Origin of the sequence: Enterococcus pernyi (genome assembly GCF_045371165.1) — a bacterium.
In the GTDB taxonomy this organism is placed as follows: domain Bacteria; phylum Bacillota; class Bacilli; order Lactobacillales; family Enterococcaceae; genus Enterococcus_B; species Enterococcus_B pernyi.
Map to the genome: position 1 here is coordinate 90,711 of NZ_JBIQDM010000011.1, position 24,164 is coordinate 114,874.

At 36.5% G+C, this 24,164-nt stretch carries 24 protein-coding genes, 1 rRNA gene and 2 pseudogenes; 6 read left to right on the top strand and 21 right to left on the bottom strand.

Annotated features, from left to right (window positions below; genetic code table 11):
• Window positions 1-15: 15 nt before the first annotated feature.
• A complete protein-coding gene (locus ACH0AK_RS12235) occupies window positions 16-810 on the bottom strand; it encodes a WxL domain-containing protein (RefSeq protein ID WP_023520436.1) in 795 nt (264 codons plus the stop codon).
• Between the two features lie 13 nt (window positions 811-823).
• Window positions 824-1,159, bottom strand: coding sequence for an EF2685/EF0750 family sortase-dependent surface protein (locus tag ACH0AK_RS12240; protein ID WP_137072877.1), 336 nt, complete (start codon window positions 1,157-1,159; stop codon window positions 824-826).
• Window positions 1,160-1,448: 289 nt separating this feature from the next.
• Here ACH0AK_RS12240 and ACH0AK_RS12245 point away from each other — a divergent pair, with 289 nt between their 5' ends.
• The gene (locus ACH0AK_RS12245) at window positions 1,449-2,945 is read left to right on the top strand and encodes an AcpB/EbpR/MafR family transcriptional regulator (RefSeq protein ID WP_010734207.1); all 1,497 of its coding nucleotides are present in this window, start codon (window positions 1,449-1,451) and stop codon (window positions 2,943-2,945) included.
• A gap of 168 nt (window positions 2,946-3,113) precedes the next feature.
• Here ACH0AK_RS12245 and ACH0AK_RS12250 read toward each other — a convergent pair.
• Both ACH0AK_RS12250 and ACH0AK_RS12255 read right to left on the bottom strand, forming a co-directional pair.
• Window positions 3,114-3,446 (bottom strand): annotated as a pseudogene (locus ACH0AK_RS12250) (M15 family metallopeptidase).
• On the bottom strand, window positions 3,337-3,846 hold the full coding sequence (locus ACH0AK_RS12255) for a D-alanyl-D-alanine carboxypeptidase family protein (protein ID WP_499796938.1): 510 nt from the start codon (window positions 3,844-3,846) through the stop codon (window positions 3,337-3,339). Before ACH0AK_RS12255 ends, ACH0AK_RS12250 begins: the two are co-directional and overlap by 110 nt.
• A gap of 401 nt (window positions 3,847-4,247) precedes the next feature.
• Here ACH0AK_RS12255 and ACH0AK_RS12260 point away from each other — a divergent pair.
• A pseudogene (locus tag ACH0AK_RS12260) lies at window positions 4,248-4,514 on the top strand (transposase); the annotation flags it as partial.
• 238 nt (window positions 4,515-4,752) lie between these two features.
• Here ACH0AK_RS12260 and ACH0AK_RS12265 read toward each other — a convergent pair.
• The 9 genes from ACH0AK_RS12265 to comGA form a co-directional block, all read right to left on the bottom strand.
• A complete protein-coding gene (locus tag ACH0AK_RS12265) occupies window positions 4,753-5,934 on the bottom strand; it encodes an acetate/propionate family kinase (protein WP_023520440.1) in 1,182 nt (393 codons plus the stop codon).
• A 24-nt stretch (window positions 5,935-5,958) separates the two neighbouring features.
• Complete coding sequence (locus tag ACH0AK_RS12270) at window positions 5,959-6,966, bottom strand: class I SAM-dependent methyltransferase (protein WP_023520441.1); 1,008 nt, start codon at window positions 6,964-6,966, stop codon at window positions 5,959-5,961.
• A gap of 171 nt (window positions 6,967-7,137) precedes the next feature.
• A complete protein-coding gene (comGG, locus tag ACH0AK_RS12275; RefSeq protein WP_010734202.1) occupies window positions 7,138-7,491 on the bottom strand; it encodes a competence type IV pilus minor pilin ComGG in 354 nt (117 codons plus the stop codon).
• Complete coding sequence (gene comGF, locus ACH0AK_RS12280; protein WP_023520442.1) at window positions 7,463-7,888, bottom strand: competence type IV pilus minor pilin ComGF; 426 nt, start codon at window positions 7,886-7,888, stop codon at window positions 7,463-7,465. The genes comGG and comGF overlap by 29 nt, the downstream gene beginning before the upstream one ends.
• Complete coding sequence (locus ACH0AK_RS12285) at window positions 7,872-8,105, bottom strand: hypothetical protein (protein ID WP_016250009.1); 234 nt, start codon at window positions 8,103-8,105, stop codon at window positions 7,872-7,874. The genes comGF and ACH0AK_RS12285 overlap by 17 nt, the downstream gene beginning before the upstream one ends.
• 58 nt (window positions 8,106-8,163) lie before the next feature.
• A complete protein-coding gene (gene comGD / locus ACH0AK_RS12290; protein ID WP_438846708.1) occupies window positions 8,164-8,631 on the bottom strand; it encodes a competence type IV pilus minor pilin ComGD in 468 nt (155 codons plus the stop codon).
• Window positions 8,612-8,893: a competence type IV pilus major pilin ComGC gene (comGC, locus tag ACH0AK_RS12295; RefSeq protein WP_010734198.1), complete on the bottom strand. Its 282-nt coding sequence runs from the start codon at window positions 8,891-8,893 to the stop codon at window positions 8,612-8,614. The genes comGD and comGC overlap by 20 nt, the downstream gene beginning before the upstream one ends.
• On the bottom strand, window positions 8,890-9,921 hold the full coding sequence (comGB, locus tag ACH0AK_RS12300; RefSeq protein WP_499796940.1) for a competence type IV pilus assembly protein ComGB: 1,032 nt from the start codon (window positions 9,919-9,921) through the stop codon (window positions 8,890-8,892). Before comGB ends, comGC begins: the two co-directional genes overlap by 4 nt.
• Entirely contained in the window at window positions 9,878-10,804 is a 927-nt protein-coding gene (gene comGA, locus ACH0AK_RS12305) for a competence type IV pilus ATPase ComGA (protein WP_062806102.1), read from the bottom strand. The genes comGB and comGA overlap by 44 nt, the downstream gene beginning before the upstream one ends.
• A gap of 130 nt (window positions 10,805-10,934) precedes the next feature.
• Between comGA and ade the strand changes: the two genes are divergently transcribed.
• Window positions 10,935-12,674: an adenine deaminase gene (ade, locus tag ACH0AK_RS12310; protein ID WP_499796941.1), complete on the top strand. Its 1,740-nt coding sequence runs from the start codon at window positions 10,935-10,937 to the stop codon at window positions 12,672-12,674.
• Window positions 12,675-12,726: 52 nt separating this feature from the next.
• Here the strand turns inward: ade and trmB are convergent, their stop codons facing one another.
• From trmB to ACH0AK_RS12330, 4 genes are all read right to left on the bottom strand, one after another.
• Complete coding sequence (gene trmB / locus ACH0AK_RS12315) at window positions 12,727-13,377, bottom strand: tRNA (guanosine(46)-N7)-methyltransferase TrmB (RefSeq protein WP_010734194.1); 651 nt, start codon at window positions 13,375-13,377, stop codon at window positions 12,727-12,729.
• 114 nt (window positions 13,378-13,491) lie between these two features.
• A complete protein-coding gene (locus tag ACH0AK_RS12320; RefSeq protein WP_010734193.1) occupies window positions 13,492-14,271 on the bottom strand; it encodes a phosphotransferase family protein in 780 nt (259 codons plus the stop codon).
• Window positions 14,272-14,572: 301 nt separating this feature from the next.
• A complete protein-coding gene (locus tag ACH0AK_RS12325) occupies window positions 14,573-15,784 on the bottom strand; it encodes an ABC transporter permease (RefSeq protein WP_438846710.1) in 1,212 nt (403 codons plus the stop codon).
• A complete protein-coding gene (locus tag ACH0AK_RS12330; RefSeq protein ID WP_010734191.1) occupies window positions 15,777-16,514 on the bottom strand; it encodes an ABC transporter ATP-binding protein in 738 nt (245 codons plus the stop codon). Before ACH0AK_RS12330 ends, ACH0AK_RS12325 begins: the two co-directional genes overlap by 8 nt.
• 135 nt (window positions 16,515-16,649) lie before the next feature.
• On the opposite strand from ACH0AK_RS12330, the gene ACH0AK_RS12335 reads away from it, so the two are divergent.
• The 3 genes from ACH0AK_RS12335 (at window position 16,650) to ACH0AK_RS12345 (ending at window position 18,634) form a co-directional block, all read left to right on the top strand.
• Window positions 16,650-17,084 carry an HIT family protein gene (locus ACH0AK_RS12335; protein WP_023520449.1) on the top strand — a complete coding sequence of 145 codons (435 nt, stop codon included), beginning with the start codon at window positions 16,650-16,652 and terminating at the stop codon, window positions 17,082-17,084.
• Window positions 17,077-17,424, top strand: coding sequence for a YtxH domain-containing protein (locus ACH0AK_RS12340; RefSeq protein WP_023520450.1), 348 nt, complete (start codon window positions 17,077-17,079; stop codon window positions 17,422-17,424). The genes ACH0AK_RS12335 and ACH0AK_RS12340 overlap by 8 nt, the downstream gene beginning before the upstream one ends.
• Window positions 17,425-17,605: 181 nt before the next feature.
• Complete coding sequence (locus tag ACH0AK_RS12345; protein ID WP_023520451.1) at window positions 17,606-18,634, top strand: peptidylprolyl isomerase; 1,029 nt, start codon at window positions 17,606-17,608, stop codon at window positions 18,632-18,634.
• Between the two features lie 388 nt (window positions 18,635-19,022).
• Here ACH0AK_RS12345 and ACH0AK_RS12350 read toward each other — a convergent pair whose 3' ends face one another.
• The 4 genes from ACH0AK_RS12350 to rrf form a co-directional block, all read right to left on the bottom strand.
• Window positions 19,023-19,967 carry a 3'-5' exoribonuclease YhaM family protein gene (locus ACH0AK_RS12350; protein WP_010734187.1) on the bottom strand — a complete coding sequence of 315 codons (945 nt, stop codon included), beginning with the start codon at window positions 19,965-19,967 and terminating at the stop codon, window positions 19,023-19,025.
• Window positions 19,951-22,674 carry an ATP-binding protein gene (locus ACH0AK_RS12355; RefSeq protein WP_438846711.1) on the bottom strand — a complete coding sequence of 908 codons (2,724 nt, stop codon included), beginning with the start codon at window positions 22,672-22,674 and terminating at the stop codon, window positions 19,951-19,953. The genes ACH0AK_RS12350 and ACH0AK_RS12355 overlap by 17 nt, the downstream gene beginning before the upstream one ends.
• Window positions 22,671-23,885 (bottom strand): metallophosphoesterase family protein, encoded by a 1,215-nt coding sequence (locus ACH0AK_RS12360; RefSeq protein ID WP_438846712.1) that lies wholly within the window; start codon window positions 23,883-23,885, stop codon window positions 22,671-22,673. The genes ACH0AK_RS12355 and ACH0AK_RS12360 overlap by 4 nt, the downstream gene beginning before the upstream one ends.
• Window positions 23,886-24,090: 205 nt before the next feature.
• Window positions 24,091-24,164: ribosomal RNA gene (gene rrf, locus ACH0AK_RS12365) — 5S ribosomal RNA — on the bottom strand; the annotation flags it as partial.

Below are 24,164 nucleotides of genomic sequence, written 5' to 3' on the forward strand. Positions count from 1 at the left end.
TACAAGTTTTTTTATTTAAGCACTTTCACCTGCGTCTTCACCTGGTGTCGTCGTTAATTCCCAAGTCAGTGTCGCTCTATAGGTAGTTGCATCTTTTGCCGTAGATCCAGGGACAGATAACTGAATCGCGTCATTTGTCACTACATTATTTCCTTCAGCTGCAAATTGTGCATTTAAGTCTGCTTGCTCCCCCCAAACTACGGAAGAAGCACCTGCTCCTTGTCCTTCAGCGGCAGTCATTACAGGTACTGCACCTTCATTTGGTATTAATTTCAGGTTGTTTGCATGTGCAGATGGTGCATTTTCTTGATTAATTCCTTCATATTGGATACGTGGAGCAATCAATTCAATTTCAGCACCTGTTAATACATTATTTTGTGTGTTAGATGTAAAATCACTTAAACTCACCTCCAGATCCCAACCTGCATTTGTTCCACGTACATCTTGTACTTGAGCAAAACTTACATAAGGAACTTCTGTTGGACCATCTTCTTCTGGATTCGCTAAAGTCGCCATTTCAGCAACCATGTTATATGTTCTATCCTCATTTGAGATGATTTGTGCTCCAAAGTCCATTGTTACAGCTCGCATGATCGATAATGGTCCTGTCGTACCGGGAATTTCTGGAGAAATTTCAACGTCCGGTTCTGAAACTGGCGGGATAACCACCAATTCTTCCTCTGTATTAGGTTCGAAAGTAATTTGCCCTTCTGTTGTCACTTGTCTGGTTTCCTCTGCAAAAACAGTCATACCTCCAGAGAAAATTGTTGATGATAAAACTGCAATTGTAGCTAATCTAATCATTTTCATTAAAAAAACTCCTCTACTTTCTTTTTTTCTTATATAACCAAAGGATAAATAACAAAAGTACTCCTAGAAGAAACAATAAATGACTCTTGTTTGCATTGGTTTTCGGAAAATTTCTATGGTTATTGGATATATTTGGATCTGGTCTGGCAATTCTAATGGGTGCATTTGGTTCATCGGTGGTAGTATCAGGCGGTGGATCAGGTAAACCTATGGGTACATATACACCGGTAAACCCAATTGAGCCTTCTGTTTCAAATGGGCGAACCTCACGACCGGATACTTCCGTTATGACAAAAAATTGAAACAGTAACATACTGATTAGAAGAATGTAGTTCTTCTTACGATTCATATCCCTCCCCCTCAAGCTTATTACTCACTTTTATTTCAAGAAATATGCATTTTTACGTGTAGAAAATAGAAAACTACACTTGAATCGTAAATCGCACATCTCATTGCTTTAAATTTACTGTAAAAAAAAAATTATTCTAAATCACATCTGGCATTACATCCAGCAAAAATTGACTTAGAATAATTCTTTTTTTGTAGTAAATAATTAGGCAGGATAAGCGGAAATATCGCTTATCTCATTGCGATATTGTATATTAATAGAAATAATCGTATGAAAAGGAGTTTTTTTTTTGAAAGAGTTTCAATTGAATTTCATCATGAATAAGCAAACTGTTCGTATCTTGAGGATACTGAATAAATTTGAACATCACGCTTCAACAACTTTAAATAACCTTTCCGAAGTTCTTAATATCCCTACCCGCACGATCATAAAAGATATTCAAGAAATAAAAAATATTTTCAATGAATCAATTGATCTATCCACCTCTCCAAGTGGCTATCATTTTAACGTTTCTGATGATTATCGTTATAAGGAAATTAAGCAATCTTTATTACAAAATGAACCTTTATTTATCATGATAGAAAATATTTTTTTTGGTCACCTTTACAATGTACCTGAATTATCAGATCAGTTACATTTGTCCGAAAGCACCTTGCTAAGATATATATATAAAGCCCAATCTTTTCTCTCTGAATTTCAAATAAAATTAAAAACTTCACCCGTTGATTTTCACGGAAAAGAAATAAATATACGTCATTTTTTCCATAGTTTTTATTCTGACTCGGATATAACTCCCCATACCGTCTTTCCTACGTTAGAAGTCAAAGAAATAACGGCTAAAATAACCGAGAAAATTACGCTTAAAGAATGTGCACCCATTACTTTTGAAAGTTTCAACTATCATTTATATATCACGTTGACTCGTTCTTTTAATGGAAAAACTATTGATAACCTCCCCGATAACCTCGTTATCTTAAATGAAAAAAAGGTACTATTGTACAATGAAATCTTGAAACAAGTGATTTTAGAATACTTTGATAATGATCTAAGTTTGGAAGAAAAACAATATATTTATCTTCTCACTCTATGTAAGCGTTCAGTCTTTGATGAGGAATCAGAACAGATTTTCCAATCCCTCCAACCACAGCCAAAGGAGATTGAAGAATGGACAAAGCAATTTCTTGAACTAGCCTTTGATACCGAACAAGAGAAGTCCATCTGCTCCCTTTATATTCGTTCATTTTTTTTTAGTACTCATTTGAAATATCGTCTTTCCCCTATTTTATTGCAGAATCTCGATGATATCACTTTGTATTCAAAGCAAAAATTCCCTTGTGAATACCAACGAAATGAAGCTTTTATACAACATACATTAGGTGAAACATACGAGTTAACGTTGAAACAAATAGAAGGCGTTTCTATAAGTTTAACACTCCTGAACTATACATTATCTTTAGTTCATGCAAGACCGAGCAAACAAATCGCCTTTCTGTTAGAAGGAAATTCTTACATTCGTGAACTGATTGAAGCGACTGCTATTAATTATTTAGGTACTACTCATCGAGTATACTTTCCTAATAAACATGATACGGATATTGAGAGAATTAAAAAGATAAAATTTGATGTAATCGTGACAAATTATAGTGAGTATTTAATTTCAACCCTTACTGGTAAAACAACGCTTCTTTTTGATACGATCCCAACAGCAGAGAATTGGAATGAATTATTCACTTTGATCGATCCAAACGCAACGAAGCTTTATTCTCTAAAAGATGCACGAAGATAATCATTTGTTTGGACAGATTTTATATAAAACCTGTTTAGGTAATTTTAATAAGAGGAATCATTTCCAAAAAGAATACAGCCATTGGAAATGATTCGTTTTATATTACACTTATGTTATTTACTACAATGGGTAGAATTGTCATATAATTTTAATTATTACGAACATGAATCAATTGGCCAAATATTCCTCTAAGATCAATCCTTTTTCAGTTATCTCTGTTGCTGGTTCTACACCTACATATCTGACGTGCCAAGGCTCATACATATATCCAGTATCTTGTTCTCTACCTTCTGGATATCTAATGATATAACCAAAACGATGGGCATTTTTTTATAACCATTGGCCTTCCGGTGTTTCACCAAATGTTTGATCTAGCTGTTTCGTTACACTTTCAGAGGTTACATCCATCGCTAAACCTGTTTGATGCTCGCTGTGCCCTGGTTGCGCACTGAATCGATCCGCTTCGATTTGAGATTTGACCATAAGTCTGGACATATTCATTGTACAGTTTAGCTTGTGCTTCGTAGGAGCGGAAACCACTGACAGCTAATAAAGTATACCCCGCTTCGTTGGTAGCTGTTTGGAATAGTTTTTCTAACATCTGAGCCGCTTCTCTTCGCATCAGAATCGCTTCGCTCACTTGATAATCCACATTCAATACTTGTGGTACGACTAAGTCGTCTGGCATGTAAGTGGAGGGTAACCCTTTTTCTTTGTTAACTAATACTAAATAAGAAACTACATCACTTAATAGAGTCACGTCTTCTTCATTTTCTGTAGTGTTTTCTAATAACATACTTTCATTTATTTTGTCTTTATTCGCATCTATACGCTCTGTACCTATCTTCGTACACCCAGTCAAAACAATTAATAAACTAACAAAAAAAATATACTTTTCCATATTCTATCTCCTAACCTCAAATAATAGATTTAATTTTTGAATACTCATTTTAAACATATAGTCACTTAGAAAAAGTGCCAATTTTCTGAAAATTCACACCGAAAGTTTACTTTGTCATCCCTTAATAATGTGAATTGTCGTAAACAGTCTTACTACTCCCCAAAGTAGAATTTGTTTGATCATTAGTCCTCTATTATCTATAGATATCGTCTTAAAATCACCCCTCCTCACTTATTTGTTATAAAAAAATTAACTTTTATTAAAAGAATCAGGGATATACCACCCTTAATCTAGTTTTATTGTAACTTTTCGATTTATATATAACAATCATTCTATGCGTGAACTAGTATAAAAAATGACTTTCAACTGTCATTTCCTAAAATCGGAGTTGTAAAATAAATATTCAACTTCGCTCTCATTTTCGAAGGAACTGTTTCTGGAACACTATCTATACGGTTTTAAGGATTGTGGGGAAAATGAACGACCTATACACTCGTATTCCAATAAAAATCCACACAAAAAAGAATAGAGAAATTTATAAAAAGAAAAAACAAACTATTGAACGAATATTTGCAGATGCAAAAGAAAAGCATGGTATGCGTTGGACGAAATATCGAGGTCTTGAAAAAGTCACCACGCACACGGTGCTTACGTTTGCTGCCATGAATTAAAAAAAACAAGCCACATGGCTATGGAAAGCAAAAAAGCCTATGGCTTTTTATTTTAAATTTCTACAAAGACTAACAAAAAGGAGTTGGCAATTAAGCCACTCCTATTTGTCTACAGTCTGAGAGCTGGACAATGTCCAACTCTCTTTTTATAGAAACTTTATATTAATCTGGTTAATTTATTAGTGTCAGCCAAATCACGCGGATAAAAAACTATTACTTCTTTGTTTGAAGTAACTTAACGCAAGCGTTCTACGTCACGTGCAATCATTAATTCTTCATCTGTTGGGATGACTAATACTTTGACTTTTGAGTCTTTTGTTGAGATGTCTAACTCTTCACCACGTAATTTGTTCAATTCTGGATCGATTTCACAACCAAACCATGTCATACCTTTGATCACTTCGTTACGCACATGACCATCATTTTCTCCGATACCTGCAGTAAATACGATTGCGTCAACGCCGTTCATTGTTGTTACATAGCCACCAATATATTTACGGATACGGTCAACAAACACATCATAAGCCAAACGGATTTCTTCTTTATCGTAATTGTTTTCAAGGTCACGCATATCACTAGATAGATTTGTTAACCCTAAAAGACCAGATTTTTTGTTTAAGATATCAACCATTTCATTGATATCGATCGATAATTTTTCCATTAGATAAGGTAAGATCGCTGGATCGATATCACCAGAACGAGTACCCATCGTTACACCTGCTAATGGCGTGAAGCCCATTGATGTATCAACAGATTTACCACCGTCAACAGCAGTAATTGAAGCACCATTTCCTAAATGACAAGTAATGATTTTTAAGTCTTCGATTGGTTTACCTAACATGTCTGCCGCACGTTCAGAAACATAACGGTGACTTGTTCCGTGGAACCCATATTTTCTCACTTTAAAATCTTCATAGTAAGCGATTGGTAAGCTGTACAAGTAATTGTGTTTTGGCATAGTCGCATGGAAAGACGTGTCAAAGACAGCTACACTTTGGATATCTGGCAAAATTTTCTTAAATGCTTTGATTCCCATTAAGTTGGCAGGATTATGCAATGGCGCAAATTCTGCTAATTCTTGGATGCGTGTCATTACTTCTTCATCGATGACTACAGAGTCACCATAAGTTTCTCCACCATGAACGACACGATGTCCGACACCTGTAATTTCATCATACGCGCCTAAGATATTTAATTCGATCAATTGATCCAATAACATTTTCACAGCAACTTCATGATCATCAATATCTAAGATTTGTTCAAATTTTTGGCCTTCACCATATTTGATTGTAAAAATTGAATCATTTAATCCAATTCTTTCAACGATTCCTTTAGCGACTACAGTTTCTTCTGGCATTTGGTATAACTGCCATTTTAAACTTGAACTTCCAGCATTGATTGCAATTGTTTTTGACATGTTACTCTCCTTTTTGGTAAATAGTTATAAGGAAGCTGATTTCCAGTTTTTAAATTCGTTAAAAAACTTCGTCACCTTCTCTGGTTCTTTTAGTGAATCAAGTTTAACAAGCAGTACTTCCTTGGTTTGTTTTGCTTGTTTGCCTTTTTTCTGTAAAATCAAAATACTTTTTTGTGATTGCTTATTTCGGAACAACTCATCCGGCAATTGGATCATACCTTGAAGATAGCCTTCTTCTTTAAACCATTTTTTAATGTACTCGCTTTGCTCTGTCTCCAAGAAATTGCTTGGCATCAAGAATAAACCGAAACCATCTGGCTTGACGTATTTCATTGCCTGTTCCAATAAAAGATGATGAGCATAACTGTGACCTTCTGTCGCGCTTGTCAAAAAGTCTTGCGCTTTTTGATCATTCGGATAAAAGCCGATTGGCAAGTCACTGATAGCGACATCAACTGGTTCGATCAATAATTCTTGTAATCCATCTTGGTGAAAGTATTGAACACTCGCTTGCGCCAACTCACTTGTAGAAGCCGCGACAGAGAGTAGTGTATCATCGATATCCACACCAAAACCTTCTGTATGGTATCCAGCAATGTTTAGGTTTAAAAGAACTGTTAATAACAAATTGCCCATTCCTGCTGAAATATCCAAGACACCGATTTTTCCTTTATGATCAGGGAATAGTTGTTCGATCAAGAAAACAAACAAGAAACCAATACTATCTGGTGTCAATTGATGGTTTGCTTGTAAGTGCTCGGTTTGACTTCCCTTTAACAAAAGCAACTGCGATAAACGACGCCACTCTTCCGGTTCAAATGATAATTCACTCAGTTTTTGATAAAGTTCTGAGATCTGTTGGGTTGTCTTTTCATTTGGTACACCATCTACTACACGTACTTGATAGTTGTCTCTTAAATTTTCGGCATTTTCAACATAAGCTTCTAAAAAAGAAGTTCCCAATGCGTTTTGTAAAAGCTGAATAGCTTCCAGGTTTTGCTCAAACCCTTGTTCCATTTTTTCTGGTAACATCGTACGCCTCATTTCTAGATATATTATAACAATTATTTTACCTGTTTAATTCTAACGAACAATCACTAAAATTTCAATCGTTTTCATCCTTTTTCTTTGTGAAATAGCGAACATTCAACACCTTCAAAACAGCTGTATTATAGAAAAGAACGGTTATTGCTTTAGAACCTCTTAATCTGTAGTATTTTCTGTATCAATGATTCGCTCTGTAAATTCAAATTGGAAAGGTGAAACAGTTATTACTAGCTCCACTAGGTCCTGTTTGACTGTATACTGGACCGTACCTACATTGTAATCATACTCCCCTTTGCCTTGCTCTTCCAACTGATTGGATTCCATCAGAAACATTTGCTTGATGATCTTTGCTTGGTAATATTTTTTTATGCGTAAATAACTGTCTATTTTTAGACGATAACTTTCAAGTAATCCTTGCATGAAGAATATACATAATAGAAAAAGAGCCAAGCTCGAAAACAACACATTTCCTTTTAACCGCTTATGTTTTTTGCTTTGTCCAAATACCATACTTGTTATCTCCATTCATAAATTCAACATGCAGTAAAATCACTCGATCTTCTTCTTTGAATTGGACATGCTTAACACCTGTCAGCATAGGCTGATGGCCACCAGCAGTTCCACGTTTTCTGATCATTTGCTGATAGCCTTCTATGACGAACGTTTTCTCGTTTTCATAATATAAGCGATTCTCAATGATCGAAATACGTTGACTTGAAGCAAGTTCGTTTTCGAATTGAGCTAAGAAAATTAACCATTCTGTTTGTTCGTCTTTTTGAAAAAATGTATTCAACTTTTCGCTTTGTCGAATAAAGAGACCAAATGATAAAAGAATCGTATTTAGAATAAGTAATGCAATCAGACATTCAATCATTGTAAAAGCAGATACTTTATTTCTTCCGTTCAATGGCGATCACTTCATTTCCATCATTGATTGAAACTTTTCTTATTCTCTGGCTTTGCGTATCGATTACTGTAGTTCCCCGCTCCCACTCTGCTGGTCTTGTCGGCAACTCTCCATATCTACGATAGTTTCTCACGTCTTCATACAATGTCCTCAATAGAAGAATTTCTCGGTCTTTGGTTTGTTCTTGTTGGATCAAGAACAAATTACCAGAACTCATAATATAAATACTCATGGCTGTGATCATTAGCGCGGTTAATGATTCAAGCAGTACAAAGCTAGCTAGATTGGATTCTTTTGATATAACGACCACCTCCTAGTTGGAATTGGTAAATGATTCTTTGTTTCTTTTCTGGCCAATAAAATTCATACGCCTTCAACGAGCTTTCGTTCCCTGTCTTCGCAGCATAAGTAATCAGTGCATGACGTTGGATGGTCAAAGCTTCAGGGATCGGCAACACTTGCCACTCCATTGATGAGTAAGGAGGCACCTCAAATAAAAGACTATGACGCTTTGGATCATAATAAAAACGAGTAACTTGTTGATGGATAATAGCACTTTGTTGTACGAGATCGATCCTTTTTTCTAGCTGATCAAAAAAATGATGGATCGATTGTTCTTTTTCTAAAGAATGGAATGAGAGGACAGGAAAGATAAAGAAAGCAAGGGAGACAATCAAGACAATAATCGTTTCTGCTAAAGTGTAAGCTTCGGTGAGGTATTTATTAGTTCTTGCGATACGCATCGGCATGTTCCTGTTTGATGTATCCTTCTCGTAATAGTTCATCAATACTTGGGATCTTTCCATCATTTTGTAATGCGTAAAGTTCACTTTGAGCATCAATCAGTTGCATAACTGCTTCACGACCTTCCTTATTGACATGATCACGATAACGAGAAATATTGGGGATAAATAGTAAAACTAACGCACTAATGACGAGTAAGACGATCAACATTTCAATCAGTGTAAAACCTTTTAGACGAGCCATTCTTTTTCTATTCTTCATTTTAGAACCTCCTCGATATTTCCATATACTGGCAACAAGATAGCCACATAAATCAGCAAAATCAATACAGCAATCCCTAAAAAAAGGACTGGTTGGACCCAGTGCAACCAACGATGGATTTTTTGAAAAAATTCTTTACGTGTCAAATCACTGTAAAACAATAATTCTTTACCTAAATTTCCTTTGGCTTCTCCTTGTAGTACGATTCGACTAAACTCGGTCGTCAAAAAACCGTATTGCTCAAATTGTTGCGCCAAAGGAATACCTAGTTCGAGCCCTTCCATTAATTGATACGCTAAAGACTGAACCAAACTTCCTTCTTTAGTTTCTTTCAAACAGCGAATAATTTGTTTCAAGTCGAGGCCTTCATAAAATAGTTTGCCTATTTCTAGTGCTAGATAAGCTGATTGATAGGAACGATAGATCTTTCCTATCATCCATTGCTTACTTATCCACTCACTTCTCTTGACAACTTCCAACTTTTTCAAGCGAAAAAAAATCATTGAACCACAAAAAATACTACTACCAACGGTACCTAAGAATAGCCAAGGACTTGTTTGAAGCAATCGAATCCCCCAATGTGTCGTGGTGACCATGTCGGTCTGAAGCAATTGTGGCAAGACGAACTCACTTAGACTGACTAAAATGCCGACTAAAAAGACCAACAATACCAGTGGATAGCTGATGACCTTTTTTAAGTCTCTTCGAAATTGTTCAGCGATGCCCTTTAAAGTTTCGACTAAATTTCCATGGACTTCTGCCAGTTCCACCTGTACGAGTTGCTCTTGCTTAAATCCCAATTGCTGAAGGACAAAATGAAAAGATTCGCCAGCTTGAAGATTTCTTTTAGCGAAATGGACATAAACTTGTGGTATCAGTTGCAGTAATTCCAATAAATCAATTGCTTGCTGTAAACTAAAGCCATTCAAGAGTAACTCACCGATCGTTTGGATAAAACGAGTTTGTTGTTTGTGATCCATCTTTTTAAAATGGATAGGATTGCCAAACATTTTTTTGTGCCTCTTCATAGCTAGCTCTCCATTCTTTTCTTTCGATTTCATTGTCAGAAAAACAATAAGACCACAATGCTGTCAGTTGTTCATTAAAATCAGGCAGCAACTCTTGATAGATAACGCCGGACAAACATTCGTCAAATCCATCGTTTCTCGTTAGTTCTTTCATCCTTGCCACAGTCCCCTTGAGATCTCGTGCATGGACGGTAGCAAATACACGATGGCCCGTCAACGCTGCCCGAATCGCTGCATCTGCTGTCTTCTTATCTCTGATTTCACCGACAATCAATAAATCAGGACGATGACGTAAGGCTAGTTTTAATAGCTGATCATAAGTCTGATCGATTTTTTCATTGACTTGTAACTGTAAAAACAATGGCTCTTCAATTTCTACTGGGTCCTCGATCGTGATCACTTGTTCCTCATTCCTACGAGCAAGGTGATACATCAATGACGTTTTACCAGAACCGACCGGTCCACTAAACAAAAACAATCCACGGTTGTTCGTACTCCGCTCAATAACTTGCAAGTCTTTGGGGACAAAACAGCGAAAACTTTTTTCATTCAATGCATAGAGTATCCGGATGACTAAGCTCTCTCTTTGTAAATAATCACCTACGGACGAGAGTCTTAATCTTATCATTCGTTGATCCACTAAATAAGTCAGTGAGCCTAGTTGTGCTTTTCTTCTTTCACCGATATCCATTTGTCCCAGGTACTTAAAACTAGCGATCAATTGTTGTCCAATCTCAAGGGAGATCGATTTTTGGAATGTTCGTCTTTTACCTGTACGAAAATAAACCTTAAAATCTTCTACATATGGCAAAATATAGATATCTTGCACTTTATTTTTAGCTCCTCCATAAATGATCTCATTTGCTAAATCTTTTATCTTCATTTCTTTGCCCTCCAAGAAAATATACGTCTTTTTAAGATGAATCGTTTATTTTTACAAAATTTAATGAAAATCATAGGTTAAATCCGAATTTATGTTATACTAGTAAAAATTTATTTGGGGAGGTTTCAGAGTGGATTCGCACTTAAACAAACACATTGCAGTTGCAGGAAAAAAACAACCCGCTGATTTAGTTATCAAACATGCAAAAATCGTCAACGTCTTTACGAAAACAATCATGGAGGGTGATGTCGCTGTCTGCGACGGAAGAATCGTAGGTATTGGGGAATACGAAGGTACGACTATCTATGATGCAAAAGGACAGTATTTAGTTCCTGGTCTGATCGATGGTCATGTGCATATCGAAAGTTCTCTATTAGCACCTAAAGAGTTTGCGAAAATCTCTCTATTACATGGTGTGACAACAGTAGTAACTGATCCTCACGAAATCGGTAATGTCGCCGGAAATGTGGGCCTTGAATTTATGCTGGCAGATGCAAGAGAGACACCAATGAATATATTCATCATGCTACCTTCATGTGTGCCTGTCACACCATTTGAAACAAGTGGCGCTGTCTTAGATGCAAAAGCACTTGCTCCTTTTCTTGAGTATCCTGAAGTACTTGGTCTAGCTGAAGTAATGAACTATCAGGCAGTCGCTTCAAATGAGCAAACGATTATCGATAAATTACAGCTGATGCATCAAAAGAACAAAAAAATCGATGGCCACGCCGCAGGAATAAACGGAGACAACTTAAACGTTTATTTAACTGCGGGCATTCGAACAGACCACGAAGCAACGACCGCCCAAGAAGCGGAGGAGCGTTTAGCGCTAGGAATGTATTTGATGGTTCGAGAAGGAACCGTAGCAAAAGATCTCCAGGCACTCTTACCTGCTATCACACCAGACAATTCACGTCGCTGTTTATTCGTGACTGATGACAAATTGATCAATGATCTTGTAACAGAAGGTTCCATCGATCATATCGTCCGTGAAGCCATCTTGGCGGGCATGGACCCACTACAAGCCATCCAAATGGCTTCATTGAATGCGGCAGAATGTTTTGGCTTACAACATTTAGGGGCAGTTGCGCCAGGCTATCAGGCAGACTTTTTCTTAACAGATGACTTGAAAAAGTTGCCGATCAATACCGTGTTCTATCAAGGAGAAACGGTTGTGATAGATGGACAGTTGGTCCCTGAAGTTACAAAATTAAAAATTCAGCCAGCGATTGATGCATTACCAAAAATGACAGTTGCACCATTTGGTCCACACTCTTTAGAACTAGCTTTATCTTCATCAACCGCTCATGTCATAGAAATCATTCCAAATAGTTTGTTGACCAACGATTTATTGGAGCAAGTTCAAGTCGATAATGGTTCTTTCACTCCTTCAGTGGCAGATGATCAACTAAAGATTGCTGTCATCGAACGACATCATGCTACAGGAAATATTGGTCTAGGAATTGTAAAAGGATTCCAACTAAAAAGGGGGGCCTTAGCTACTACGGTGGCTCACGATTCACATAATATCGTCGTTGTAGGAACAAATGATGAAGATATGTGCTACGCTGCTGAACAATTAATCCAAAAAGGCGGCGGGATGATTGTTGTAGATCAACAAACTGAATTAGCTTGTTTACCATTACCTATTGGCGGTTTGATGTCACTCGAATCTTATGAAACAGTTAATCAGCAATTACTGAACTTGACTGACCAAGCACATCATTTAGGCGCAAGTGAAGCATTCGATCCATTCTTGACACTTTCATTTTTAACGTTATCAGTTATTCCTGAATTGAAAATCACTGATATGGGGCTCTTCTCTTTTTCAAAATTTGACTTGATTCCCGTCTGTGATCAACAAGACTAAAAAAATAAAAAAGAAGAGACAAGAACTTACAGTTCCTACTCTCTTCTTTTTTCTATTTGGTTTTGTCCACAAACTGTGCTTCCACACGATAGATCCGTTGTCCTCGAGAAGAAAACTTCTCTTCATATTCTGTCATGATATTGTCTTCAAAATCACTTTGATGTAAATCAAGCCAGACTTTTTTTAGACGCATCCCGTATTGTGAAAAACTAGCCAACGAATATTCAAACAATCCTTGATTATCTGTTTTGAAATGAATTTCGCCATTTGGTTTTAGGATCTCTTCGTCAACAGCTAAAAATGTACGATACGTCAAGCGCCGTTTTTCATGTCTCTTTTTAGGCCATGGATCTGAAAAATTCAAATAAATCTGATCGATCTCATTCTCTGAAAAGTACTCAGTCAAAGCAGAACCGTCCACGTGCAATAATCTTAAATTAGGTAATGGTTCCTCCAATACTTTATCTAAAGCAATAGACACGACACTTACTTGCATTTCGATCCCAATATAATTGATTTCTGGATGAGCTTTGGCCATCCCAGTAATAAACTGTCCTTTTCCCATGCCGATCTCAATATGGATTGGTTGATCATTGCCAAATAATTCTTTCCATTTTCCACGCCATTTTGTTGGCTCACTGATGACGATCTCTGGATGAGCGGCTAGCATTTCTGCTGCATTTGGTCGGTTGCGAACACGCATCTTTTTCTTCCTCTCTATTCCTATAAAAGATTGTTCCTTGTATTTCACTGAATTTATTGTAAACCGCTATTGGTATTACCCCTAAAAATAAAAAAATCAACTGAATATCCGAGCTTAACCACTAAAAATTCGTTTGAGTTGTAAAATCTCTTCATTCATTCGTCGATAATCTTCACGTTTGCAGTAGCGTGTGATTTCTTGTAATAGGTTCATCACCGCATACCAATGTAGTTTTTCTAAAATTTCATCTGTTGGTCGGATACCGTAGCTGATCAACCACTGATTCCAACTAGACAATGGCACGTAATTTCCTAAAATAGTCGCGATATCTACCGCTGGATCAGCGAACATGATTGAATCCCAATCAACTAAATATAAATAATTTTTACAGACTAACCAATTCCGATGATTGACATCTCCATGCACGACCGCTAATTTTTCCTTGTCTACCGAAGGAACTTGTTGGCACAAATAGCGATAAACGAGTTGTAAAAATTGATTGTTTTTTAAGCTATCCGGCAAATCTTGTTCATAATATTGCAGCATTTTCTGGGGTGTCAATACTCTACCACCAATTCGAGAAAGCATGGTTTTTAAAGACGTTGAATGATGTAGATGATAAAGTACATCAATGACATCATTTCTTTGGCCAATCTCACTAGGCGTCAACAAGCGGCCTTCCAGCCATTCTTGTGCGGTCAAGGTATCGCCATCTCCTGTTCGCTTAGTCCACACTAATTTAGGCGTAATGCCTTCACGAGAGAGTGCAGCGAGCATTGGCGTTGTGTTCCTCTTGATAAAAACTTTGTCTTTATCACGCATGCCTATGTATGTTTTTCCTGTGTCACCTTTGATGGGGCGTAACCGCCACTCTTGGTCTAACTGAAACTCCATCGCGCATTCTCCCGTCCTCTACTATATGTTTGCAGTATCTATTATTCTAGTCGCCCAAGTCTTGAACGTCAAGCACATATACGTTCTTTTTCTATGTTTTGCCTTCTAAAAAACCAACTTTTATCAAAATAAAAAAAGTCCCTAGTGATTTCTTCCTATTAATAAGGTTTAATACATCCTTTTTTGACCATGGAAAAAAATAGGAAAGTTCGAAAAAACATAAAGTAATTTCGGACTTCCCCACAATTCTTGTGATCTATTCTCGTAAAATAATAAAATTTTTCTGCTTGATTTCTCAAGGCTACTCCGCAACCTTCTTGAGCCGCGATGGCACGTACCATTTGATCAAGAGTCCGTTGACAACAAGATAGACCAAGATAGGTAGCCATCTCTCATTTCCATCAAGAACAACAGCAGCGATCACTCCAAATAAAACAGCAACAAAAGTCAATAACCACGTCAAAAGACGTTGGAGTGCTCCACTTTTTTGACTCTGTGGGATAGGATACAATTGGACCAAGATCATATAGCGAAACTGACTGTATAACGGTAATAACTGAAAGCCAATCAAATATAGAAATAATGAGCCAATACCTAAAGTAAAGTATAGATCGTTGATTCCGGCGATAATGATCGAGCCAATCACTGTCAAACGTACGTACAAACCAATAAAGTCTGACCCTCTAGCAAAACGTCGAACAAATAAATAAAAATACGTGTTTTTCGTTTCTTTCTTGATTCCTCGTAACACCGGATCAAGATAACGGCGCTTTTTGACTTTCGCGGTGATCTCCGGCACATCTGTAAACAAATTGATGAACTGATAGATTTGGTGCAAACGTTGTTTTTCTAATTGGATCATTTTTTCCCAGTCCAAATGAGCGGACAGTTTTTTCCATAAGAACCCATAATAGATCCCAGCTTGAACAGATGAAAGAATCAAGCCCAACCAAATATTCCCATAAAAAGAAAGAAGTAAGATCCCAAATGACGAGACCCACCAACCATATTTAAACAGGTTTTTACGTGTTTCTTCCATACGATAAAAATCTACTCGCTTCACTTGTAAATGACTAGACTTCAAACTCCATAGTATAAGTAGATAAACAAAAAATAGCGAAAATGGTTGTTGCGTTGAAACCACAACTAACGGCATCGCAAATCCACACACTAATCCTAGAAAAACCATAGGAAAAATACAAGAATAACGAAAAGCTCGTTGCAAATAGCCTTTCATTTCTTTTTCTTTCGGTAAAAGAAAAACTAAATCTGCCGGCTCCGCAAAAGTCGCGATTTTCCCAACGATCAAGCAAATCATCCAAATCAATGAGACGATGATACCTCCCATCGAAAAAGGAGCTTCAAGTGTTTTTAGCCAGTTAGAATAATAAAGGCCTAGACCCCCAATCAAAAATAAACAGACTAATACAAAATGGTCGTTGAATACATAGCGTAAATATTTCATCATTTTTTTATGATGTTTTGCTAGTCTTTTTTGAAAAAAATCATTCATAACCTTGCTCCTTCGTCAATGCGATGTAGATTTCATCTAGGGATGCTTCCGGCATTCGAAAAGCAGTTTGCAACTCTGCTAACGTGCCATCTGCTCTGATTTCTCCTTCATGAAGAACAACAAAACGGTCACAATATTTTTCAGCAGTGGCTAAAATATGCGTAGACATCAAAATACCCGATCCTTCATTTTTCATCTCGACCATTAATTCCAACAAAGCATTGATTGCCAACGGATCTAGCCCTAGAAAAGGTTCGTCAATGATATACAAAGATGGTTCAATCAAAAAAGCACACAAAATCATGACTTTTTGTTTCATCCCTTTTGAAAAATTCGCTGGAAACCACTCTAACCGATTGGACAATCGAAACGTGTGTAACAACTTTTCTGCCCGTTTCATTGCAATATCCATTGGAATGTTATAAGCCATCGCCGTTACTTCAATGTGTTCTTTTAACGTAAGTTCTTCATACAATGAAGGTGTTTCTGGAATATAACCAATTTGTTTACGATAATTTTCTACATCCTTTTTAAGGGATAATTGATTGATCTCGATTTTGCCTTTCGTTGGTTCAAGCAAACCGATAATATGTTTGATCGTTGTACTTTTTCCTGCTCCATTCAAACCAATCAACCCAACCATTTCTCCAGGTTGAACGTTAAAACTGATATCTTTCAAAACAGGTAAATGACCATAGCCACCTGTAACATGTTCGATTTTTAAACTCATATTTCTTCCTCCGTTATTATATTGTCTTCATTATACCACGAAGCAAATCACGTCCAATTATTTTTTACGTGCATTCTCACGAACTTATGTTAAAGTTGAGGTAACGAAATTTGAATAGAAGAAAGGTGTTTTTATATGGACAATTGTATTTTTTGTAAAATCATCAATCAAGAGATCCCTAGCTATAAAATCTATGAAGACGAGAAAATCTATGCGTTCTTAGATATCTCTCAATCAACTAAAGGACACACATTGATCATTCCTAAAGAACACGTAACTGATATCTTTGATTACAACGAGGAATTAGCCAGTGATGTCTTTGCCCGTATCCCAAAAATCGCTCGTTCCATCGAAAAAGCATTTCCCGAAATGGAAGGTTTAAATATTATCAATAATAATCGAGAACTAGCCTATCAAACTGTATTTCATTCCCATATCCATTTAATCCCGCGTTATAGTAAACAAGATGACTTCTCCATTCACTTTGGAAACCATCAAGCAAATTATACAACGGAAGAAATGACTGCTATCCAAGAAAAAATCAAAGAGCAGGTGACGATTCATGGTTAAAAATTTTCTAAAAGGATTAGTATTCGGTGCTGTTACCGGTGCAGCAGCAGGATTATTATTTGCACCACGTAGTGGAAATGAGACCAGAGAGAAATTGATTGCAGAATTAGATGAAGCAACTGAATTAACTAACGAATTAAATAACAGTTTAAATCATTTTAAACACGCGTTATCTGAAACAAAAAGAACAGCTGAAACTGTTATCCCATCTTTTCAAGAATCAATCGAAAAAGACCTTGAAAATTTCAAATTCCAAGCAGAACCACGAGTGACACAAATCCAAGAACAAGTAGAAAAACTTTCGGCACATTTACCTGAAAGCTTGACAGACGTGCAATAATGATCAAAAATCAAGCGCTTTTGATAACTATATGTCTTTTTCATGTACCTAGATGTATGGAATGTGACAAAAATTTGAATTTTGTTTGAAACTATCAGTCAGAACGTTTTTATTCGCTCATAGATATGGTATAGTAATATTTGTGAAAACCAATAATAAATTACAGGAGTGCAAAACTTAAATGAAAAAGAAAAAAATAATTTTAGCTGCGACAAGTGCGTTAGCTATTCTAACACTAGCAGCTTGTTCTGGTGGCGGGGATACAAACAAGGATATCGTAACCATGAAAGGCGGCACAATCACCGTCGCTGATTTTTATGAAAAAGCAAAATCTGAATCTGCTAACCAACAATTACTTCAACAAATGGTGATCTATGATGTATTCAATAGCAAATACAATGATAAAGTTTCAGATAAAGAAGTAGATGCTGAATATAATAAAACAAAAGAAACTTATGGTGACAGCTTCGAGACACAATTAGAATCTGCAGGATATACAGAAGAAAGCTTTAAAGAATTCCTTCGTAATAATCTTGTCTTTAAAGCTGGGATCGAATCTCATGTGAAATTGACAGATGAAGACTTGAAGAAAACGTGGGAAACATTCCACCCAGAAGTAGAAGCACAAATCATCAAAGTTGCTAGTGAAGACGAAGCAAAAGAAGTTAAGAAATCAGCTGATGACGGCAAAGATTTCGAAGAACTAGCGAAAGAAAAATCAACAGATACAACTAAAGACGATGGTGGTAATATCAAGTTTGATTCAGAAACACAAACTGTTCCATCTGAAGTAAAAGAAGCTGCTTTCAAACTTAAAGACGGTGAGATCTCAGATGTGATCACTGCAACAAATCCTTCTACTTATGCAACAGAATACTATGTCGTTAAAATGGTGAAAAACCAAGATAAAGGAAATGACATGGATAAATTCAAAGATCAATTAGAAGAAATTGCGACTCAAGCAAAAGTGAATGACAGCGAATTTCAAACAAAAGTAATCGGTGAAGAACTAAAAGAAGCGAATGTAAAAATCAAAGATGACGCATTCCAAAACATCTTGACACCATTTACTTCAGCTACAACAAGTACATCTTCAACTGAAGACTCAGCAACAGAAAGCTCAGAAACAAAGAGTTCTGAAACAAAATCAACTGATTCTACTGAAGCATCAGAAACAGAGCAAAGCACGACTGAATCAACAAACGAATAAATACTATACGCTTCTAGACATTAAAAATAAATGCTAGAAAGTATTTAAAAAATGGTTTAGGAAGAGAAAATTCTTCCTAAACCACTTTTTTGAATACGATAAGTTCTCATTATCCATCTCTGCTAACGGAAAGTAAAACATTCTTTGGGTTCATAAAAAAATGTTTAGGAACATAGTTCTCTTTGAACCAACTAAAAGCGAATAAATGGTGGGAACAAAAGTTCCCTCTTCGGAAATAAAGCGACATCCACAAAAGTTTGAAAAACAATTTTCGTGGATGTCGTCTTATTTATCGAGGCTAAATACTTCCGTCTTGCCCTCTTTAAAACTAGTGAGATGCTATCAATAAATTGTTACGTATCTTTCATTGTCTATCGAACAATTACCATCATTTCTGTTTAGGTACATAAAAACTACGATTATCTAACCCAAATATTCGATCTGTATATTTCCCTGGCTCTGTTTGACGAATCGCAGTAGTCATCATTTGCATTGAAGCATCGATCGTGTCGATTTGGTGTAAGACTTCAGCTTCCATGATTCGAGGTCGAACAGGCGAACCATATTCTAATAATCCATGATGTGATAGAACCATATGACGTAAGATCAGCACATCTTCTTCTTCCTCACTGATTTTCAACGCTAAACAAGCTTTTGTTATTTCTTCATCAATTAAAACTAAATGCCCTACTAAATTACCTGCTAATGTGTATTCTGTTGCCATTGAGCCAGACAACTCGATTACTTTCCCTAAATCATGTAAGATAATTCCCGCATAAAGTAGCGGGCGATTCAATTCGGGATATTCATCAGCAATCGCTTTACCTAAGTGTAACATCGATACTGTGTGATAAGCCAATCCACTAGCAAATGCGTGATGATTTCGTTTTGCTGCTGGATATTCAAAAAATTGTTTTTGGTATTTATTGAGTAAATAACGTACGATTCGATTCCAATGTGCATTGGTGATCTCAAATAGCAATTGGTTGATTTCTTCTTCCATTTCTTCTTTTCTCAATGGTGCTCTTTCCATGTACAAACTGGGATCACTCGGTTCATCAACTTTTGTTAAACGCATATGCAAGATTTTAACTTGAGGGTTTCCTTGATAGACCTCGCGTTTACCATTTAAAAAGACAACTGTTCCCGGTGTAAATTTTTTGATCTCGTCCTCTGATGCATCCCAATATTTGCCATCAATTGTTCCTGATGTATCTTGAAATGTAAAAGCGATAAATTTCTTACCGTTCTTAGCGATTCTTACATCTGCATTTTTGATCAAAACGAATTGTTCGAATTGTTCATCAACGACTAATTCACGTATTTTTTTCACTATTTGCACCTTCTAACTTTCTCACAGATTGTTCTAGCTCATGATAATAGCTTACCATTTCTTGATCAGAAGACAAGCAAATTACTTGATAGGTTTTGCTAAATTCAGCTAGTAGTTTAGCTAAACGGTATTTTCTCTTATGGTCGTAGTGTAGCCAGCCATCATCAATGATCACTGGACAGATCGAACGTTTCGCTTCCAAAGCAAGATATGCAAAACGCATCGCCATAATCATCTGATCCTTTGTCCCTGTCGATAGTTCATAAATTGGAAACTCATCTGCACCATTTGTTAATGTCAGTGTATCGTTTTTCAATTGTATTTCTTGGTACTGTCGATCAGTTAGGATACTTAGATAGTCTCCAGCTAATTTGAGTAACTGTGGTAATTGCCGTTCACTTAATTCTGTCGAAAGATCACCTAAAAATGTCCCAGCAATCACTAAGCCTCCCCACTCTTCAAATAAAGTTTGTAGTTGTGCTTTTTGTAGACTTTCCTGTTGATATAATTCATCTAATGTCCCGTCTTGTTGTAATCCCTCAATTTGCAACTGCAAACGTTGACGTTGCTCACTCTTCCTACTTTCTTCCCTCTTTAGTTCTTGCAATCGTTCGGATTCATGAGCAATCTGAGTCTGCAACTGGCTATAAGTAATGACAGTTTTAAAAATTGGGGAAAGAATATGCGTCAATTCTTCAAAACGCGCTTGTTGTTGCTTCGTTTGCTCCGCCTTTTGTAAAAAAATCGGTACTTCTGATGGGTAAGAAAGTTCTGCTCTAATAAATTGTTCTTTGTATTCCTCCAACCACATTTTTTGTTTCTTTTTCAATGCGTTGATTTCTTGCTTCAATAAAGTATTCTGTTGATAACTTCTAGCATATTTCATTTGTTCCATCTCTTGGATGAACGTGGTTAATAGCGCCATTTTTTCCGAGAGAGATTTATGTTGGAGCGGTAGCCATTCTTTTGCTAGGTCAAGTTCCCCATCTATCTGTAAGAGTTGTTCCTGTATCTCACGTTCTCGTTGTTGCTTTTTTTGGAAAACAGCATAAAGCTTTTGATAATCTGTTACTTCTTGGCCCTCATTTTTCATCGTTTCAAGCGTGTTCATTATTCCTAATGAGTGATGATAGGCAAAATCAGCCACTGATTGTTCCATTTTTTGTTGCTTTCGTTTATTCTCATTGATTGTTTGAGTAATCTCTTCTAATTGTGCCAATACAATATCCAGTTGTCCTAGTTTCTCTTGCCATTTCCCTTTGATTTCTGGCAAATTTTGGTCTGTAGTGTTCTTAGGTTTTCTACGAGTCAACGTATAGCCAACCACTCCCAAAGCAAGCAATGGCCCCAATATTTTTCCAGGCATAGGTAAGATTAAACCAATCACAGCTAACACTAACGCACTAACGTAAAATTTGAAAAAGGATTGTTTTTCTGGAACATCCTGGGTCGGTCTTGTTTGGATCAGCGTTGGATGGGCTAGTTCTAATTCATTGATCTCTGCTTCTAGTGTTTGTTGCTGTTCCTTCACAATATCAAAACGAATCGCTAACTGACTGTGTTCATCATTTAATTGTTGCGCCATCGTATACAAAGAACGCCACTCTGGATCATCAATAAATTCCTGTGGTCGTTGCAATCGATCCCAGCGCCAACGTTGTTCTAAGATTTTCAATTCTGACGCTGTTTCCCTTGTCTCTACTTGCAGTCTTTGCCACTCATCCATTAATTGCTCAGTTGAAAATTGCTTTTGCTGTAGTGCTTTCAACTCTTGTTCTTGTTCTAAATAAAAATAATAACGTGCAGACTGTTGATCCATCCCACTATGTCGCTCTAACGAAGCCTCAAGTTCTTCCAGACGTTCGTTCATTTGTTGATAACGTTTGGTAAATACTTCTAAATCTTGTATTAGTGATTCATCCGGTACTTCAGCTAGCATATTTTTTTTCAGTGATTGCCACTCTTCATATAAAGAGAAATTCAATTCTTGTTGATGATACAGCGTAAGTTTTTGATTGATTTGTTCGATATCATGCAATAAGAGCTGTTGTTGTTCTGCTAGTCGTTGTTCCTCCATGATCCATTCACTATAGATCGCCTCTTGCCCTTGCTTTTGATGAATCTTTTCTTGTAGTTGTTTCCATTCATTTAGTCGCTGATTAATCACTAATTTTTGACCTTTTCTTTTAAACAACTTATCAGCTGATTGATAATATTCTTGTCTTTTTTGAAAGACATGAGAACTTCCAGTGATTCCTAATGAAATCAGCGCATCATGTAATTCTTTTTCTGTTAAATGAGCAAGTTCACTCAGTTGTTCTTGTTGAAATGTAAAAACCTGCTGGAATAACTCTTTCGTCAAAGGTGAAAGTAGTTTTTCTAAGAGTTCATCACTTCCACTTTGGCCATTACATGTAACCTTCGATTTACCTCTATTTTGTTGTTTATATCTCTCAACATAAATTTCTCCATGTACAGGATGATTCAGCCATAATTTCCCACCATATGCAGAACCGTCTCTCGGTGTGTAATCTTTCTTTTTCTTCCCTTTTGATGGAAAACCAAAAAGGATTGCTTGAATAAATTGATAAATTGTTGACTTTCCCGCTTCATTTTCACCGTAAATCAACTGATTGCCAGAGGTAAAATCAAAGGTTTGCTGACGCCACTTTCCAAAAGCTGCTATTTCGATTTTTAAAATATTCATTCAGTACCCCCCTCAAACAAAAAGTCTTGCCGAATGATTTCTTGGGCCTTTTGTATCGTAGATTCTTGAAAGTCCGGTAGCAGATCCAACACTTTGATTGCCTCTTGATTTGTGTAGGCTTCTTGTAATATATGCTGAAAATCTTCTTTTGTTTGGTAATTTTCGAATAGTTGTTCAAACATCAATGTGGAAGCAGACAAAGAAATTTTTACCTTGTTATCTCTTTCTAAAGTAGAGATACGCCAAATAACTAAATTCGAAAATTTCCTGTTTGTTTCTTCCTTCAAATAATCTAATAATTCTCCAGAATAAATACGATCCAACACTTCCTGATCTAAGTGTTCATAATCAATGATCTCAAATTCAATGAGAGTCATCTTATTGGGTTCAACTAATTCTTGTTGGATTTTCTTCAATACATCCGTCGTTTGTTTCACTTCTCTGAGAGAAATTTGCTGACGTTTCCAACAAACTTCTGCAACTTTTATAGGTGTTGTTCGACAAGATGCTCCTTGAAGTTCAACTAAAACTATTGAAGTCGCAGGCTCTTCTTTTTTTGTATGTCCTTGTGGTGCACCAGGATAAAGAATGGTCCCTTTTTCATTTAATTTAGTTGGAACATGGATGTGGCCTAATGCCCAGTAGTCATAGCCTTTTGCTTCCATTTGATTTGCTTGAAATGGTGCATAATTCCCATGAGTTGACCCAATTTCACCATGATAGAGTCCAATATGGTAGTCGACAGCAAAACGTTGGGGAAATTCAGGTACTTTTTCCTCAGTGATCCATTGTTTTGTGTAACTAAAACCACTGAGTGCAATCGTTTCGCCAGCATCCGTCGTCATTTGCAGTGTCTCTACAGTTTCCGAAGTAAACAAAGAAAGATTCTCGGGAAATTCAAACCAATATCTCTCTTTTTGATAAAAATCATGATTACCAAATGTTAAAAAAACTGAGATATTGTGTTCTCCTAAGCGCTTGATTTGTTCCGAAAAATGCTTTTGGATCTTTAGCGAAGGACGATTCTGGTGGAAGCTATCCCCTACCAGTAAAACAAAATCAACCTGATGTTTGATTGCCTGTTCCACAATATTCTCAAGTACGGTCAAATTAGCCCGTAATAATTTCTTTTGAACTTTTCCATCGATTCCCACTAATCCTTCAAATGAACGATCCATATGCAAATCTGCCGCATGAATAAATTTGACCATTAAGCTACTACCTCCCTATATATAAGATAATAAAATATAAGTTTGTCTGTAACGCTTTACTAAAACAGATCGATATCTGTTGACATTTTTTGTTTATACATGATTTATCATAACATTTCCATTGCTTTTTTTCAGCAAAAACCGAAAATTTGTTCGCATCCAGACAAAAAAAAACAGCTGAACTTTCGTTCAACTGTTTTCATTTGCGTGGCGGCGTCCTACTCTCACAAGGGGCAACCCCTCACTACAATCGGCGCTAAGAAGCTTAACTTCTGTGTT